The sequence below is a fragment of the Halogranum rubrum genome (assembly GCF_900114455.1).
In the GTDB taxonomy this organism is placed as follows: Archaea; Halobacteriota; Halobacteria; order Halobacteriales; family Haloferacaceae; genus Halogranum; species Halogranum rubrum.
On the sequence record NZ_FOTC01000001.1, the window covers coordinates 523,888 to 540,406 of the forward strand.

The window sequence follows — 16,519 nt, forward strand, 5'->3', positions numbered from 1 at the left end:
CAAGTTACCAACGGGTATGGCAACACCGAAACCATCGCAGACGCAGGCAGATGAAACGCGATCTACCCTTCTCAGACGACTTATCTTTGGGCACGAAAATCTCCCCGATCCCGATTGGCCGGTTGATCACGTTCCCCGAGACGAACGCAAGAACTTACTGAGCATCTCGGCTGTTCTCCTCGGATTCGTGTTCTTCGCAGGGACGCTTTGGGCAGGCGCCGATGTTGGTGCCGCCCTCGGGTTTGCACAGACGTTGACCGTCATGGGCGTTGGCTATGCAATTTTGGGAATCTATGTCGCTGTGCTCTGTTTGATTGCGGCCCGTTCGGGGTTGACGACTGTATTGCTCTCGCGCTATACGTTCGGGCGCGTCGGCGCAAAGTGGGCTGACTTGCTGTTGGGTGGAACCCAAGTCGGGTGGTTCGGGGTGACCATCCCACTGATTGCAGTTCCGACGGCGAAATATCTCGGCATCAATACACCGACCTGGGTTGGGGCGCTTATCATCATCTGGGGGCTGTTGCACCTTGCGACGGCGTACGTTGGCTACGATGGCATGGAAAAACTGTCTCTCGTGGCTGTGCCAGCGCTTGTGGTCATTGGGACGCTGTCGATCGTCATTGCGCTTCAAGACGTCGGGGGCATCTCAGGACTGTTTGCACAAGCGGGAGCTGCAGAATCGACGATGACCTTCGGCGCTGCAGTCACGATCGTTGTTGGGACGTTCATCAGTGGCGGGACACAGGCACCGAACTGGGCTCGGTTCGCACAGAACCACCGCGTGGGGTTTTGGGCCGGCCTGGTCGCGTTCCTTCTCGGGAACGGGTTTTTGTTTCTCAGTGGAACAGTCGGTGGCGTCGCATACAACGTTACTCCCCAAGGCGATCTCTTCGAAGTACTTGCTGCACAAGGACTCGCTACCGTTGGTCTTATCGCACTGATTTTCAACATCTGGACGACGAACGACAACGCCGCCTATGCATTTGGTGTCGCCGGGAGCGAGGCCTTCGACTTCGACCGGAAACGTCCGTTCGTTCTCATTGGTGGGTTCATCGGCATCGGTCTCGCACTGGCCGGCGCTGATGGCTTGCTTATCCCGTGGCTGTCGACGCTTGGCCTCTACATTCCCCCGCTCGGTGGTGTCATCATCGCCGACTTCCTCGTCAGGTGGCGACTGCAGGTCCCGATTATGGACCACATCGAGTTCACTACCCTTCGTGTGGTTCCCGTTGGGGCGTATCTCCTCGGCTGTGGGGCGGCTGTCCTTACAGCTGGGTCGGTTATTCCGGGGGTCGCTGCGCCACAACTGCTCCCCGGGATTCCGTCACTGAATGGGATTCTGGTTGCGATGGCTGCACTTGTCGTTGGGCACTATGCGCTTGAGGCAACGGGGATTGCGCCAACACATTCAATTTCGCAGAATCCTCAGCTCACTCATCGATAGCCAGTTTTGCGATTGGTGTCTCTTTCACAAACACTCGATTGTCGTTCCTGTGTTTTCCCTGCGTCTCGTAGCCATATCCACATCGGTATTCTCGACATGCTCGTGCTCGGTCGGCTGTGAGAGTGGCTTCCGGCCGAAAGGAGGGTTGCAAAGACAAAACTAACGTGAGCCAACTGATTCAAAAGGCAAATTCGAAGCGCGCACCGCCTGTCGAACTTGCCGTCACTTCGATATCCCACCCGTGTGCACGAACAATCGCAGCAACGATTGAGAGCCCGAACCCGGTTCCAGAGCCATACGACACACCGGACTCGAGCACCTCAGAACGCCGTTCGGGTGGAATCCCTGGCCCGTCGTCTTCGACGTAGAACCCACCCTCCGCAAGTGGCCCAACGCCAATCGTCACGTCGTCACCACCGTGTTCGATTGCATTCCGAAAGAGATTCTCAAAGAGTTGGATTACGCGACTTCGATCCCCTTTGACAACGGGTACTCCATCGTGTACCTCGAGTGTTGCCTCATCGGTTTCTACGAACCCCCACGCGTCGCTCACAGCGTCTGCAACATCGAACTCGAGTGCGTCTTCGATTGCGGCCTCTCCGCGGGCTAGCGTCAAGAGATTCGAGATGAGCTGCTCGATTCGGTCGTGCGCTGCAGAGACCTTCTCGAAATGCTCGGGACTTTGCGATTCTTTCGCGGCGTCGAGATACCCGATGGCGACGGCCAATGGATTCCGCAAATCATGGGCGACGACATCGGTGAACTCACTGAGCCGGTTGTTCTGCTCTTGCAGTGTTGCTTCGCGTTTCGCTCGGATCATTGCAACCTCCACTGAGGCGCCGAGAATTCGGAAGAGGTCAATCTCGCGCTCTGAGAACTCTTCGATTCCTGTTGAGCCGGTCGCCAAGAGTCCATGTCGTCCGAGTGGAACGATTATCTCGCTTCGAATCTGTGTGTCCGGGTTGAACCGGCCTTCGTGGACCGAGACATCGTCATACACCTGCAGTGCCCCGTGTTCAAAGGCCTCCCAGGCAAGCCCATCGCCGGATGTGAGTGTCGGTGTGACACCAAACAGTTCAGTCGCTCGCTTTGTTTCCGCAATCGGTACTAAACTGTCTGTCTCTTTCGCGTAGCGCCAGACACTCGTCACCTCCAATCCAAGCACCTGTGCGGCAGCGTCGACTGCGATTTCACCGATTGCTTCAATCGACGACGCGGCCGTGAGTCGCTGGGCAATCTCTTGGAGTGCACGCAGTTGCCGTTCGTGTTCTTTCTGTTCTGTGATGTCGTCCATCACCGCGAGGATACTCGTGACTGCACCCTCTGAATCGCGAACCGGTGCCGTCGAGAGCAGGAGGTCCAGTACGGTTCCGTCTTTGGTCTGGCGTGTGACCTCCTTCCCGTGAATTGCCTCACCGGCGAGTGCTTGCTCCCGGTGCGCTTTATAATCGGAGTGATTCTCTGCCGGGACGAACGGTGCAAACTCCCCGACGATTTCCTCACGATTCCACCCAAACATCTCCTCTGCTCCACGGTTCCAGCGACTGACGACGCCCTCAGCGGTGACTTCCATGATTGTGAGCGGTGCAGCCTCGATGAGCGATTCGAGACGTGTGTTGGTCGCTTCGAGCTGCCGGCGGTTTCGCGACCGTGCCAGCTCAGCGGCAACAAGTTCACCCAACAGTCTGAGGAACGTCGTCGATGACTCCGTGAACTCCTGTGGTTGTGCCTTTTGACCCGAGAAATGAAGTGCCCCGAAGCGCTCGCCGTCGACTGTCAGTGGAATACCGAAGTACGACTCGAGTCCCAACTCACGAGATACCGAATGCGGTTCGTTTTCTGTATCGACGGCGTCAACAACCGAGCAAACCCGTTCTTGTTCGAAAACTTCAGCACAGTATGTTTCTGCGAGGTCAGCGACATCACTGACGTCGATGTCCACCCCGGGTGCATGTACTGCTTCGACGTGATACTCGTCGTCTGTGACTGCGGTGACGACGCCCATCTCTAAGTCGAGCGTTTCACATCCTACCTCAAGCAGACAACCGAGCCGTGCTACTGTGGTGAGGTCTGTGTCTGCCATCACCTCCTGCAGTGAACGGAGCGCGTCGCGCTCAGTTTCTAACTGCCGTTGTGCTTCGCTCTGTTCGGTAACGTCACGGGCGACAACCAACACCTCGTTGTGTCTCCCAGTACACGGCGTTAATCGGACGTCGAAACTGCGAATACCGAACGCAGTGGTGAGTTCGAGTTGTAAATCTGAGTCGTACAGTCCTGAAACACCACCGTCACCATGAGCCTGGCTGAACGCATCGGCGACAGCCTCACTGAACGCGTCGGCCGCATCGTCGGTGACCTGGTTGCCGATGAGCGTCGAGAGCTGTTCACCAACCAATGCAGTCGTCGATGGATACCCCGAGACACGCGCTGCTGCTGGATTTGCGAACTGTATCTCGAACGTCTCGTCGATGATGAAGACGACATCATGGACATTTTCAAGGATTGTTGCACTTCGCTCAAGTCGCTGTCTCTGTTCGTGCACCTCGGTTACTTCACGGGAGAAAACAGAGAGTCCAGTCTCGTCCGGGAACACACGTGTCTCTACCCAGTAGTCGAAGGGAGCCCCGATGTACGAGTTGAATGATGTCGGTTCACCACATTCCATCGCCTGTCGATACGTCCTCTCGAGGTCGGTTCCGAGAAGCGAGGGAAAGACGTCCCACACAACGTTCCCAATGAGTTGTGATCGTTCGTATCCGACTCGATTCGCCATCGTCTCGTTGACGTACTCGATACGCCAGTCAGTGTCGACGGTGTACACGCCATCAGTGGTTCGTTCGAGCGTTCGCTCAAGGCGAGTCGCAGCCTTGTCGGCACGATCTCTCTCACGTGCTGTGGCAACTAACGTCTGGATGCGTGTCGAAACCCGCTTGAAAGGCTTGTGTGGCGTGTGAAGTAAGATGTAGTCGGTGAACTCGCCGGTCGGAAGGGTAGTTGGGTCTCGCTGGTCATCAGAAACGAACAGAACCGGCATGCGAGCCCCACGTTCGTGAGCCCGTATCCGAGATAATAACTCGTCTTCGTCCCCGTCGGGAGGGTCGGTCGCAGAGACAACACAATCGATTGAATGCTGTGTGAGTGACTGAACTGCAGACTCGATATCGAGTGCCGAGAGCAGTTGTGCGTCCGTCTTTGTCTGGAGGGCTTTTTGAACTAGCTCAGCGAACTCTTTGTCGTCGCCAACGACGAGGACCGTGATCGACTGAGCGTCGCTTTCGTCGAGGTAGCTCACAGTATTCTCCTGTGTTATTCTTGAACATATAACTTTGTGAAATTTTATAGAGTGATGTTTGAACGGTCGTATCGGTGATCGTGGTACGTTAGAAATAGGGGGATACTTTGTGACGGTTTCACCACACGCGTCGGCGTTCCCACATCTGGGCTTCGACTGGTGGACTCCCTCTGAACACTAGTTTTTTCTCACCGGAATAAATTTTGATTCAAATTGATTCCACTCTCGTTGTTGCCATAGTCAGCCCTCTCGTCTCACTTTGTCTTCATGAAGTGTGTCATCTCGTCTGGAGCCCGTATCTATTTATAATTTCATTTAGACACGGTTCATGTCATGGATTCTCGTATTACAGACTTCTACAAGCAACCCCCAACAGAGCGTCTAGACACAATCGCAGAGCGTGCGGACCTCTCAGAAGAGGCTACATCAGCGCTCGAAGCTATCGGGCTCACAACGACGAACGCCGATAACGTCAGCGAGAACGTCATCGGAACAATCGAGTACCCACTGAGTGTCGCGACGAACTTCGTCATCGATGGTGCTGACAAACTCGTCCCCATGGCTATTGAAGAGACGAGTGTCGTCGCCGCGGCGTCCTATGGTGCACTGATGGCACGCGAGACTGGTGGCTTCGAAACCAATGTGTCAGGACCGATTATGATCTCACAGATACAGGCCACTAACGTCGCCGATCCGCATGCTGCCAAAGTGCGGATTCTAAACAAGCGGGACGAACTCATTGCACTCGCAAACGAGCAAGACCCCGTACTCGTCGAGCACGGTGGTGGCTGTGAAGACATCGAGGTGCGCGTCATCGACACACCAACGGGACAGATGGTCATCACACAACTCGTCGTCGACGTGCGGGATGCGATGGGTGGCAACGCCGTCAACACGATGGCAGAGGCACTCGCCCCAGAAATTGAACAACTCACGGATGGTACCGTCTCCCTCCGGATTCTTTCGAATCTTGCCGACCGGCGACTCGCTCGCGCTCGATGTCGGCTCGATCCAACCGTGCTGGCCGCAGATGAAGACGACCTCGCTGGCTCCGAGGTTCGTGACCGCATCGTCGACGCATGGGCCTTTGCCGCCGGTGATCCCTATCGAGCGGCAACTCACAACAAAGGCATCATGAACGGCATCGACGCTGTTGCGACTGCGACATTCAACGACTGGCGAGCAATCGAAGCCGGGGCTCATGCATACGCTGCCCAAGGCGGGTATGGCCCACTCACCCACTACGAAGTGGACGACGAGGGATATCTCGCCTGTAGTATTGAAATCCCGATGCAAGTTGGTACCATCGGGGGTGCAACGTCGCTCCATCCGACAGCACAGGCCTCAATGGAGCTGTTGGACGTCAATTCTGCAGACGAGCTCGCCGGCGTAATGGCTGCAGTCGGACTTGCCCAGAACTATGCCGGCCTTCGGGCGCTCGTCTCAGAAGGCATCCAGGCCGGGCACATGAGCCTGCATGCGAAAAACATCGCCATTCAAGCAGGCGTCCCCGAAGACCTCGTTGAGGAGGTTGCAGCACAGATGGTCGCTGAAGAAGCGATTCGCCAAGATCGAGCCGAAGCCATCGCCAATGAACTCCAATGAGTGTCCGTATCGCGAACGCCGCTGGCTTTTGGGGTGACTACCCGGATGCGACCGCACGGCTCCTCGAAGCCGGCGAGTTCGATTATCTTCAGCTCGAATACCTTGCGGAAGTGACCATGGGGGTCCTCGCTCGACTCCAAGCGTCGGACCCACAGCGGGGGTATGCCAATGACTTCGTCCGCTTTGTCGTTGAGCCTCATTTAGAAGAACTCCTCGACCGAGAGATTCGTGTCGTGACGAACGCCGGCGGTATCAATCCCGAAGCGTGTGCACAGCAAGTACGGGATATTGCAGCCGGGAAGGACCTCAATGTGACCGTCGCGACAGTCACTGGTGACTCTCTTACCGACGCTCTTTCAGAGATTGACTCAACGACACTCCAGAACCTCGATACTGGTGCGTCCTTCGAGACAATTGTCGACGACGTCGTCACCGCGGTTGCGTACCTCGGTGCCTTCCCGGTTGCAGAGGCACTCGAGACAGGCGCCGATATCATCATTACTGGTCGTGTTGTCGATCCAGCACTCACTCTTGGTCCACTCATCCACGAACATGGATGGACACGAGAGGACTACGACCGCCTCGCAAGTGGTGTCGTCGCCGGTCATCTCATCGAGTGTGGGACACAGGTAACTGGTGGAAACTTCCTGGGCGACTGGCAGTCCATCGACTTCGAGAATCTCGGGTATCCAATCGCAGATGTCACGTCAGCTGGCAACATCACCGTCACCAAACCGCCGGGCACTGGTGGTCGTGTGACCACTGAGACGGTTGCAGAACAACTCATCTACGAGATTGGTGATCCGACAGCGTACACGACCCCGGATGTCACAGCGGATTTCACGAGTCCCACCGTCTCGCAAGTGCGAGAGAACGCTGTTCGACTCAGCGACATCACGGGAACCGAACGGCCAGAACAGTACAAAGCAACGATTCACTATCAGAACGGTTACAAACTGAACGGGAAGCTACTGTACTCTCGCCCTGACGCACTCGAAAAGGCACGTAAAGCCACGGCGTTGCTCGAACAACGAATTAACGCGTTGGAGTTGGATATCGAGGCGACCAACGCTGAGTACGTCGGCCACGACGCAACACATGGCCCAGCGGCACCCGAACGTGAGGAGTACAACGAGATTTTGCTCCGCTTTGCCGCACGGAGTCATGACAAGGACGCTTTGCGACGTCTCGGGATGGAGTTTGCACCACTATCGATGGCCGGCCCCCCGAGTGTCACCGGACTCACCGACGGCGGCCGTCCACGACCACAACCAATCATCGACACGTGGCCGACGCTCGTCTCCCGAAAGAACGTCACCCCAGAGGTGACTGTCTATGCGTGAGTGGCCCCAGCCAACGACGGTTGGCGAACTCGCGCATGCTCGGTCTGGTGACAAAGGTGACCGTGTAAATATCGGCGTTATCGCCACCGACGAGGCTGCCTTCGAACGCCTTGGGGAGCAACTCACGGCAGCGCGTGTGGCAGCTCACTTCGAGGGACTCATCGACGGTGACGTCACCCGGTATCGTCTCGAGAACATTCACGCGTTCAACTTTGTTGGAACACAGGCCCTCGACGGCGGCGGGCAAGTCAGCCTTCGCTACGATACACAGGGCAAGACCTACGCAGCCCTGTTGTTAGCGTGTGAACTCCCCGCTACGACAGACCACTGACGCAATGAGCGACCCATCCGACTCGAAGACACAGCGTGGTCGTGTGTGGGCCAGCAAATGGTACCGTATTCGCCCCCAGACGTTCGAACACTACGAACTCTTCTTCGAACGCGATCGGATTTATGCGGCGTACGCCGAGGAGTCGTTCAAATCAGTCTTGCTCCGGCGTGATGGACGTGAACGGGAAGCAACACAGGTTGGCGATACGCTACGCGATGCACCCCCTGAGACCCTCCTCGCCAATGACCGAAGTTTTGTCATCGACACAGCCGAAGTAACCCGTCTCGAACTCCGCAGTGGAACGTTTCTGTTCAAACCGAAGCTAACCATCGAGACAGAATCGAAAACTTACGAGTTCTATCATCCCGAGCGGTCACACGACACCACAGCGCTGGCTGACCAACTTGAGACGCAGTTTGGGAATACCGTTCCAATCAAAAAGACAACAGCACCGCTTAGCTGGTGACGACGCGGTAGATATCCGTCGCAATCTGTTCACGAGCGCTTGAGGACGTCACGAAGCTCACCACGATGAGCGTGATTGAGGAAACCACGAGCGTGAAGGCGCCGATGACGACACCATTTGGGAGTGCAAAGCCAACGAATTCGCCGGCTACAGCCAGCCCAAGATTCGACACGAGCGACACGGCGACAGCAGCGATCGCACCCTCTCGCGACGCCCCATCCCAGTTGAGGCCAATCCCGAGCAACGGGACGATTGCGCTTGCAAAGAGTGCCCACCCGACGACACCGAGTAGGCCAACGAGAATCTGTGCGTAGTATGCGAGCAGCAGCGATCCCACAATGATGCTCGCTGCCGCAATCCGGTGTATCCACAACTCTTGGCTGTCAGAGGAGAACTCGTAGCCAAGACTTTCCGGGATATCTCGTGCCATATTGGCTGCACCGATATTGATGAAGGCGTCGCTGGTGCTCATGATGGCACCGAGTGCGGCTGCGAAGACGATACCAGCAATTACGGGCGGCGTGAAGTTCGTCAGGAAATACGGTGCGGCTGCGTCCGCATTTTCAAGCGCCGCAATGCCACCGGTTTCAACGCTTGCCCGAACGCTGATTCCAATGCCGAGCATCATCAGCGACGACGCGAAGTACGACAGGCCTGCGATGGGTGCACCCCATTTCAAGAGCTTCACATCGCGAATCATGTAGAGTTTGTGCGCCATATGTGGCTGCCCGGAGTTCCCAATCGTGAACAGGAAATACCAACACAGCACGAGCATCACCGGGAAGCTTCCGAAGGCGCCAGCAAACGTCGGGTCGTTCACAGCGATATCTCGGCTCATCTGCTCGAGCCCGCCACCGTAGTTGAGCGTCAGTGCAAAGACGACGATACTCCCGATGACCATTATCACCCCTTGCACAAGGTCGGTCATGACGCCCGCAATCATCCCCCCGCCGACAGTGTAGATGGCGATGACACTGACCGCAATCAAAAGCGCGACAAATTGACTCGTTCCAATAATCTCCGAGAGCACGAAGCCCATCGCCTTCAACTGAACAGCAAGGTAAGAAATGACGCCCAACAAGACCGACACAGCGGTCAGGCCACGCACTGCGTTGCTATTGTAACGTGCGTACGCTGCATCCGGAATCGTCAAAATCTCACGCACCTCCGCCATGAGTCGCATCTTCTTGCCAAGGACGAACCACGAAATCGGGAATGCAAGCGGGGCCGCAATGGCAATCCACAAGAAGGCATACCCGCCTTGGTAGAACAATCCTGGGCCACCGATAAAGCCGAACCCGCTCATGATCGAGGCGAACGCCGAGAAGGCGACTGCCCAAATGCCGAAGCGTTTCCCGGCGATGAGGAAATCTGCCGTACTATTCGTTTCTCGCGTCGCCCACAGTCCGACTCCAAGCATCCCGACCAGATAGAGTCCAACGATGCCAGCGATGATGTAATCGATAGCCATCAGTCATCCCCCGTCGTCGCCGACGTTGGCGTGCGCTCCATCTGTTCGAAGCGTTCGGCTTGGTCCTCATGCCAAATGAACCGCTCGAACAAGTAGGGGTACGCGAACATCAACAGTAGCGCTGGCGGCATCCAGAGTGCATACACCACAATTGCTGTCGCCCGCGGGAAGCCCAGCCAATACGTCGGATCTGTGTACGTTGGATTCTGGAAGTGGAAATACCACAATGCAGCGAAGACAACAGCCAGTATGCCGACGAGAGCCCCTGCAAGTGTCAGGAACGGCGCCCACTCGTACCGTTCGGCCGTTGATTGGACGCCAAGCAACAGATAGAGCCCAAAGAAGGTGATAATAGTGTACGAGAAGAGTACTTGGCCGACGGTGCCACCGAGTAGCATTGCCCCGAGCATGACGACGAGCGTCGCCAAGGCTGCAAGAATGACTCCATTCGAATTGGTAGTGTCTGTCATGTGTTCCCCTCACACGATTTGCTGACAACTAATAGAAGTTACTGTTGAATCAGTACACTCAACGACCGAATCCGAGGGGGTATACTGTCCTCAGTGACTTGGGAGACTCACGTAGAACTTTTACAAACGGCATCGCGGAGTTCTTCGAGTAAGTCTGGGTGGTGTTGAGGACTTCGACGTCTTTCGCAACTTCATCGACTCGATCACGAAAGAGCGACCGTGTCTTGTACCGATACGAATCGGAGGCGTTGCCAGCAATTACCTCTCGTTCACTTTCAATTTCACTCGTCGTCGATAACTGTCCACAGGTACGCATTCCCCACTTTCCGCGAAGACACACGCCCCTCATCATCTAATTCATGCAATTTGGCGTTGGCAGTCCGGTATTTACAGCCGACTTCGTCAGCGACGTCCTGTGTTCCGGCTGACCCACCGAGTGATGCAAGCGCCTCGATGAACACCTCAAGTGGATATGTCTCGGTATACCGCCCAGAATTGTCGTCGCGATGAGCCATATCGAATCCATTGCAGCCATCTGCATTAGTTTGTTCGAACGGGCATACGAAGTCCAATGCAGGTTACTGCAAAGGAAACACTTATACCCTTTGCAGGAGTCTGCAAAGGTAGAGAAGCCGTGTTCCTCGGGTGGTGCGATCTTGGAAAACACCCGCGTGTTGGCGCACGCGAGCACGGTCTTCTCAGGCTGAGATAGACCATGTTACGAGATGAATGCGATAGACAAGAACTTGACGTACTAACTGACGACCGACATTGTCTCGGGAGAGATGCAGAAGGGCGAGCACACTACTGTGACGTCACCGCTGGGGTAGTATGGGTTGTCGTCGGTGACGAGATCGTCCATGTTGAGCAGACGAAAGAGATTGCTCGGTGGGTAGACTACACTGCGACTCACGTTGGTTGGGATGTGTGTCGATACGACAATTGCTCGCTCTCTGAGTGGCTCGCCGATACGCTCTCTGAGGTTGCAGTATGACAGCGCTCGAAGAGTGTGCCATCTGTGGCGCGAAGGGCCTGCCTGAGCGGATTGCAGTGCACGAGTGCCAGGACTTTTTGGAACGTCGCCAGCGGCGGGTGATGTCGAGGTTTATACGCGAAGGCGGGGCCAGTGCGGGTCGGGCAAGTGAAAGCCAAGAGGAACTCAAATGACGAAGTTAGACAAAGCGACGTTGCTCGCTAACCTGCAAGCGTTCGCCGCTGAACTCGGTGAGACGCCGACGCGGACACAGATGAACGACGATGGCCCGCACTCGTCGACGCCGTACTACACACAGTGGGGCAGTTGGAACGCGGCATTAGAGGCTGCCGGGTTAACGACGAACCACGAGAACGAGATTTCGAAAGACAGGCTCGTCGCCGAACTCCAGCGGCTCGACACCGAACTTGACCGTCTTCCCCGTTTCGAGGATATGGACGAACACGGCACATTTTCGGGGCACACCTACCTCCGGACGTTCGGCTCGTGGGGCGACGCGAAGGACGCTGCAGGATTGGATCGTAGGAGACGGACAAATCGACGGCTCTCTCGGGTGGATCTTGTCGACGCGATGTGCGAGTTGGCACAGGAGTTAGGCAAGACCCCAACGCAGACGGAGATGGCCGATTACGGTCGCTACAGCCAGCGGCCGTACTACCGCGAGTGGGACTCGTGGAACGAGGCGGTGCAGGCGGCGGGGCTGGACCCGGAACACGATAGAGGAACACCGAAAGATGCGCTGTTGGGTGAACTCGAACGACTAGTAGACGAACTCGGTCGGACCCCGACGTTCGCCGAGATGAACGAACGGGGTCGGTACTCGGTGTTTCCGTATCTTCGGGCGTTTGGAACGTGGAACGACGCTCTCCGTGCCGCCGGACTCTCGATCAACAAAGCGCACGGTGTCGTGATTGGCCATCTCGACTATGGCTCGAACTGGGAGCGACAACGACAGAAGACGCTTGAACGTGATAATTATGAGTGTCAACACTGCGGTCTGACGAACGCCGAACACGAAGCTGAGTGGAATCAGGGGTTACACATTCATCACCGCGTCAAGCGACGGAAGTTTGACGACCACCGTAACGCGAATCGGTTAGAGAACTTGGTCACGCTGTGTCGGGACTGTCACTACGATGCCGAGAGCTGAGTGTCTAAGTCGAGACTGCTTCGAGTGTAAATCAGTGAACGGACCCACTGTATAGCCCCACGGCTACGGGAGGGTGGGCCCGAAAGAAAGATGGCTGGTTGCGTCAGCGGGTTAGAACTTTACTTGACGGTGTACTCGCCAATAACGGTGCTACTGCCTTCGTAAGTTGCAGTCACAGTGATCTTGTCACCGTCACTGAGCTTGCTTACTTCGATGGTGTCGCCAACTGCAATCGACGAGTCAGCTGTAATCGAGGTTTGGGTGTCGCCGTTGAGCTTGTACTCTTCGTCATCGTCATCCGACTTCACAGTGAATGAGTCCGCTTGCTGAATGGAGTTAACGGTGATTTTTACTGTTGCGCCATTATCAGCGTCGGTTCCTGACTGCTCAAACGTCACACCGGCCTGCGCGTTTTGCTGCACGTTGCTACCGAGCCCGAGCACGAAGGTACCTATCACTGCAGCCAGAATTACAGTAATAGCGACCATTAATATAACACCAATTACGGGTGAAACAGCACGATCTTCTTTGTTGAACAGATTTTGAATTTGCATTGTGTATTTCTCCCACGCCGTCGAAACGACCCCATCACCAGCGCACTCCGAGGCAACTGCACGGGTCCATGCCCGAAGCACCTCCTCTGACGTTGTGGGTGTGGTTCCGTCTATGACGTGTTCATCATTCAGGACTATCTGCATGTATATAAATACTGTGCTGATTCTCAGAATGTACAATTCAGTAAGGTTTTCGATAATCGAAAGACGGCGGCGCAATCGCCCACCTAGTTACGTGTGAGTAAGTAGCAGTAGTTACTGATTACTTAACAAGTCGACTATTTAAAGAGACCCGCTGTGCAATCTAAACGCGCACAGACATATCCATTTTCTGGTAGTTAGAATGAGACACCCGAATTGACTCTCTGTACCAGCGGATTTATCAAATACAATATCCCACTGACAGCAAATGAACTCGTCGCACCGTACACTGTTACTCACTATCTGTTGTATCGCCGTGGCAACAGTCACGAGTGGGCCGCTCGTCCACGCCGTCGACCTCACACCCACCGAGTCAGAGCAGCTTGAGCCGAGTGGCCTCGCATCTGTCGACGACGAAGCGGGTACACTCGTTGCCTCGAACATCTCCATCCCCGACACAGGCTACCACCTCGAGAAAGGTGTCGCCGGCTCGGGGATCTACAAAGTCTCGTTCCCACCAGCACGACTTCACATCGAATCTGTCACAAACACCGTGATGCTCACGTTCGCGATCGAGATTCCGGAGTTAGGCTACATGACCCAAGGAGTGAGCGCCGTCGACGCCGACTCCCCACGGAACTTCACCCTCGGAACACCCGAAGGTCAGATCGAGGCGTCGAAACTCACGAATCAGTCGTACCCAGCCACGGCAACGCTCTCAGTTCGCTCGAATGGCGAGACACGCACGCTCGCGACTCGAAACGTAACGATCGTCGTCGAGGGAGGCAGCCAGTAGATGGATTTAGATTTGGATTTGGATTTCTCGATACTCTCGTCTCGAAGCCACGGCGACACGGCCGACGGATCTACTGACACCGCCACGCGCCACACACTCACCACGGCACTCTTCGGCGACCACTATGGGCTGTTGCTATTCTTCGGGGCAGTCACCTTTGCGGGTCTCTTTTGGCACATTGGCGTTTTCATCAACGACAACTACACCATTGCGAACGCGCTCTATAACCTCGCCAATGGCCATTTCGCTGTTACTGACATCATCTATGGCCCCGAATCGGGTGTCACACCCGGGATGGTCACGAACAACGGGCAGCGGTATGGCCGCAACTACGGCCAGTTGTTCCTCACGCTCCCTGTGGTCTATGCGCTACGCGGGCTCACAACAGTCGGTGACCTTCGAATTGGCCTTATCGGCCTGTGGTGTCTCTCGTTGCTCGCAACGTGCTATCAAGTCGGTCGCATCCTGAATCGCGAACTCCTCGCTGCGCGCGTTGGCGCCATCCTTGCACTCGGTATCTTCGCGCTCAACACCGCCGTCGCAACACAGCTCGACGACAAATGGATCACCCTGCTGGCCCTCCAGCTCACCTCCATCCTCGCAGCGGCGTTCGTCGCCGTGCTCACCTATCGGCTACTCACGCGTATTCATACTCGACGTATTGGCCTCGCTGCAGGGCTCGCCATCGTCTTCGCCACCCCGGTGAGCTTCTGGGCGGCCATCCCCAAACGCCACACGTACATGGCGGCGCTCGTTCTCGCGGTCGTCTACAGCTTCTATCGGAGCCGTGAGACCGCCGCCGCAACGACGGCCCTTCGTTTTCGAGCACTTGCGTATGCCTTCGTCGGGCTGGCGACGTGGCTCCAAGCTGGGGAGGCACTCGTCATCTTCGTGGCGCTCGTCGCCGTCGACCTTCTCACAGCCGAGTCGAACTCGCCGCGTGAACTCGCCGTCGTCGGCGGCGTCTTCGGACTCTCTCTACTCCCGTTCATGCTCACGAACCTCCTCATCGCAGGCAACCCCTTCTCGCCGCCGCTGTTCTTGCCGCGCTACACAGGCCCCGAATCACTCGTGGGCAGTCCCTCGACGTCACCGGGGTCGTCTCCCGGAACTGGTAGCTCAGCCCAGCCAGTGTGGATTGCACTGCTCACGTCGCTCCAGGTTGTTGCTAACGGGCTCTTAGAATCAATCGACCAGCTTGCAATAAGAGTTGAAGGTGGCCTTCGAGCAGCGCTCGAACCACAACGCCTCTATCACGTGTTCATTCGGGGTGGGTACATCGAGGAAGTCGCACGCAAAGACTTGGGTCACGCAATCAATCTGTCACTACTTGAGTCGGCGCCGATCTTCGCTGCGCTCGTTGTCCTCCCGAAGGCACTCTACGGACGAGTTCGAGATGGGGTCTCTGTCGAAATACGAAGGCTCACACCACACCACGCGACCGACGTTCTCGTTGCGGGAATCGCGGTGCTGTTTTCGCTCTTCTATCTTCGTGTGCTCCCGCTGCACGTCATGATTACAGTCCGTTATCTGTTGCCTGTGATGCCACTGTTGCTCTACGCTGTCTTCCGCTTTCGAGCAGTTCATGACTTGCTCACCTATCCACGCACCCTTGGCATTGCTTTCACCGGTACCGTCTGTATCGGCGTGCAACTCCTCGTCGTCCTTCTCATCCTTCTCGACACCAACCTGGGTGAGGCAGCCCAAGTCCACGCGTGGCTCAATTTGACGGCGGCGACCCTCCTGGCACTCTGGCTTCTCGTCCAGACCCGTCTCCCCGAGCGATACACCCCGGTTGGCGCGGCCATCCTCGGCGTCACTGCTGGGGTCACCACCAATTTCCTCTTGCTAGCTGGCGTCGTCTATTTCGCACTCGAGCCGGGGTTCGTCTTGCCCATCATCGAACTGCTAAGTGAACGTGTGGGGTGGTTCTGACGCAACGCGCGCGTTTTCAGAGGCAGCGTACCTCGAATGAGGCCATCTGCCCATCACTGTGTGAACGACTGTACTCACAGGAGAGACACGGCTGCCACTCCTTCTGGTGACACCCCTCGTTCTAAGTGAAAACCGGGCGAATTCGAGGCTTAGACGAGTCCTCTGGACGGAATGGCTTCGTCGAGTTTCATCGAGCGTGCAACCAGCGGGCCCCATCGAACGCCGCCGTCGACGTCGTTGAGTGAGACACACCACCATTGCCAGTATTGCCAGGGCTCTGAGTGCACTGACAGCGGTCTAGTGTCTCAGACGTGCGAGAAGGACAACCAGAGAACACACTGAGGAGTCGCCGCACGCTACAACGTGTGCGGTCCGCATGGGGCGTCCGGGGTGGCGGTGTTCGTCGGTGAGGTGCAGATTGGTTCGTCTGGCTTCGACTCCCGTTGGCGGGATACAGTCGCGCTCGTGGGCAAGATGTACGCACGAGACGCTCCTCGACAACCAATCGTGGCCAGCAATCAAGACTC

General features: G+C 56.4%; 12 protein-coding genes. 8 read left to right on the forward strand and 4 right to left on the reverse strand.

What is annotated here, in order from left to right; all coding sequences use genetic code 11:
- Nucleotides 1–16 precede the first annotated feature (16 nt).
- Nucleotides 17–1,444 carry a cytosine permease gene (codB, locus tag BM083_RS02490; RefSeq protein ID WP_089865313.1) on the forward strand — a complete coding sequence of 476 codons (1,428 nt, stop codon included), beginning with the start codon at nt 17–19 and terminating at the stop codon, nt 1,442–1,444.
- Nucleotides 1,445–1,622: 178 nt separating this feature from the next.
- Here codB and BM083_RS02495 read toward each other — a convergent pair whose 3' ends face one another.
- Entirely contained in the window at nt 1,623–4,478 is a 2,856-nt protein-coding gene (locus BM083_RS02495; protein ID WP_245756832.1) for a PAS domain S-box protein, read from the reverse strand.
- A gap of 591 nt (nt 4,479–5,069) precedes the next feature.
- On the opposite strand from BM083_RS02495, the gene BM083_RS02500 reads away from it, so the two are divergent.
- From BM083_RS02500 to BM083_RS02515, 4 genes are read left to right on the forward strand one after another with little or no spacing between them, the layout of a single operon-like run.
- Nucleotides 5,070–6,341, forward strand: a complete 1,272-nt coding sequence (locus tag BM083_RS02500) for a hydroxymethylglutaryl-CoA reductase, degradative (RefSeq protein WP_089865319.1) — start codon at nt 5,070–5,072, stop codon at nt 6,339–6,341.
- Entirely contained in the window at nt 6,338–7,684 is a 1,347-nt protein-coding gene (locus BM083_RS02505) for an acyclic terpene utilization AtuA family protein (protein ID WP_089865322.1), read from the forward strand. The genes BM083_RS02500 and BM083_RS02505 overlap by 4 nt, the downstream gene beginning before the upstream one ends.
- Nucleotides 7,677–8,015 carry an AtuA-related protein gene (locus tag BM083_RS02510; RefSeq protein WP_089865324.1) on the forward strand — a complete coding sequence of 113 codons (339 nt, stop codon included), beginning with the start codon at nt 7,677–7,679 and terminating at the stop codon, nt 8,013–8,015. The genes BM083_RS02505 and BM083_RS02510 overlap by 8 nt, the downstream gene beginning before the upstream one ends.
- Before the next feature lie 4 nt (nt 8,016–8,019).
- Nucleotides 8,020–8,481, forward strand: coding sequence for a hypothetical protein (locus tag BM083_RS02515; RefSeq protein ID WP_089865327.1), 462 nt, complete (start codon nt 8,020–8,022; stop codon nt 8,479–8,481).
- Here the strand turns inward: BM083_RS02515 and BM083_RS02520 are convergent.
- Together BM083_RS02520 and BM083_RS02525 are read right to left on the reverse strand one after the other, a co-directional pair.
- Complete coding sequence (locus tag BM083_RS02520) at nt 8,471–9,952, reverse strand: sodium:solute symporter family transporter (RefSeq protein WP_089865331.1); 1,482 nt, start codon at nt 9,950–9,952, stop codon at nt 8,471–8,473. The genes BM083_RS02515 and BM083_RS02520 overlap by 11 nt on opposite strands.
- Nucleotides 9,952–10,422 carry a hypothetical protein gene (locus BM083_RS02525; RefSeq protein ID WP_089865334.1) on the reverse strand — a complete coding sequence of 157 codons (471 nt, stop codon included), beginning with the start codon at nt 10,420–10,422 and terminating at the stop codon, nt 9,952–9,954. The genes BM083_RS02520 and BM083_RS02525 overlap by 1 nt, the downstream gene beginning before the upstream one ends.
- Before the next feature lie 1,163 nt (nt 10,423–11,585).
- Here BM083_RS02525 and BM083_RS02535 point away from each other — a divergent pair.
- On the forward strand, nt 11,586–12,566 hold the full coding sequence (locus BM083_RS02535; protein ID WP_089865340.1) for a homing endonuclease associated repeat-containing protein: 981 nt from the start codon (nt 11,586–11,588) through the stop codon (nt 12,564–12,566).
- A 119-nt stretch (nt 12,567–12,685) separates the two neighbouring features.
- Here the strand turns inward: BM083_RS02535 and BM083_RS02540 are convergent, their stop codons facing one another.
- Complete coding sequence (locus BM083_RS02540) at nt 12,686–13,264, reverse strand: type IV pilin domain-containing protein (RefSeq protein WP_245756833.1); 579 nt, start codon at nt 13,262–13,264, stop codon at nt 12,686–12,688.
- A gap of 265 nt (nt 13,265–13,529) precedes the next feature.
- Here BM083_RS02540 and BM083_RS02545 point away from each other — a divergent pair, with 265 nt between their 5' ends.
- Both BM083_RS02545 and BM083_RS02550 read left to right on the forward strand, forming a co-directional pair.
- Entirely contained in the window at nt 13,530–14,057 is a 528-nt protein-coding gene (locus tag BM083_RS02545; RefSeq protein WP_089865343.1) for a hypothetical protein, read from the forward strand.
- A complete protein-coding gene (locus tag BM083_RS02550; protein ID WP_143085662.1) occupies nt 14,058–15,992 on the forward strand; it encodes a hypothetical protein in 1,935 nt (644 codons plus the stop codon). It abuts the gene before it with no gap.
- Nucleotides 15,993–16,519 lie beyond the last annotated feature (527 nt).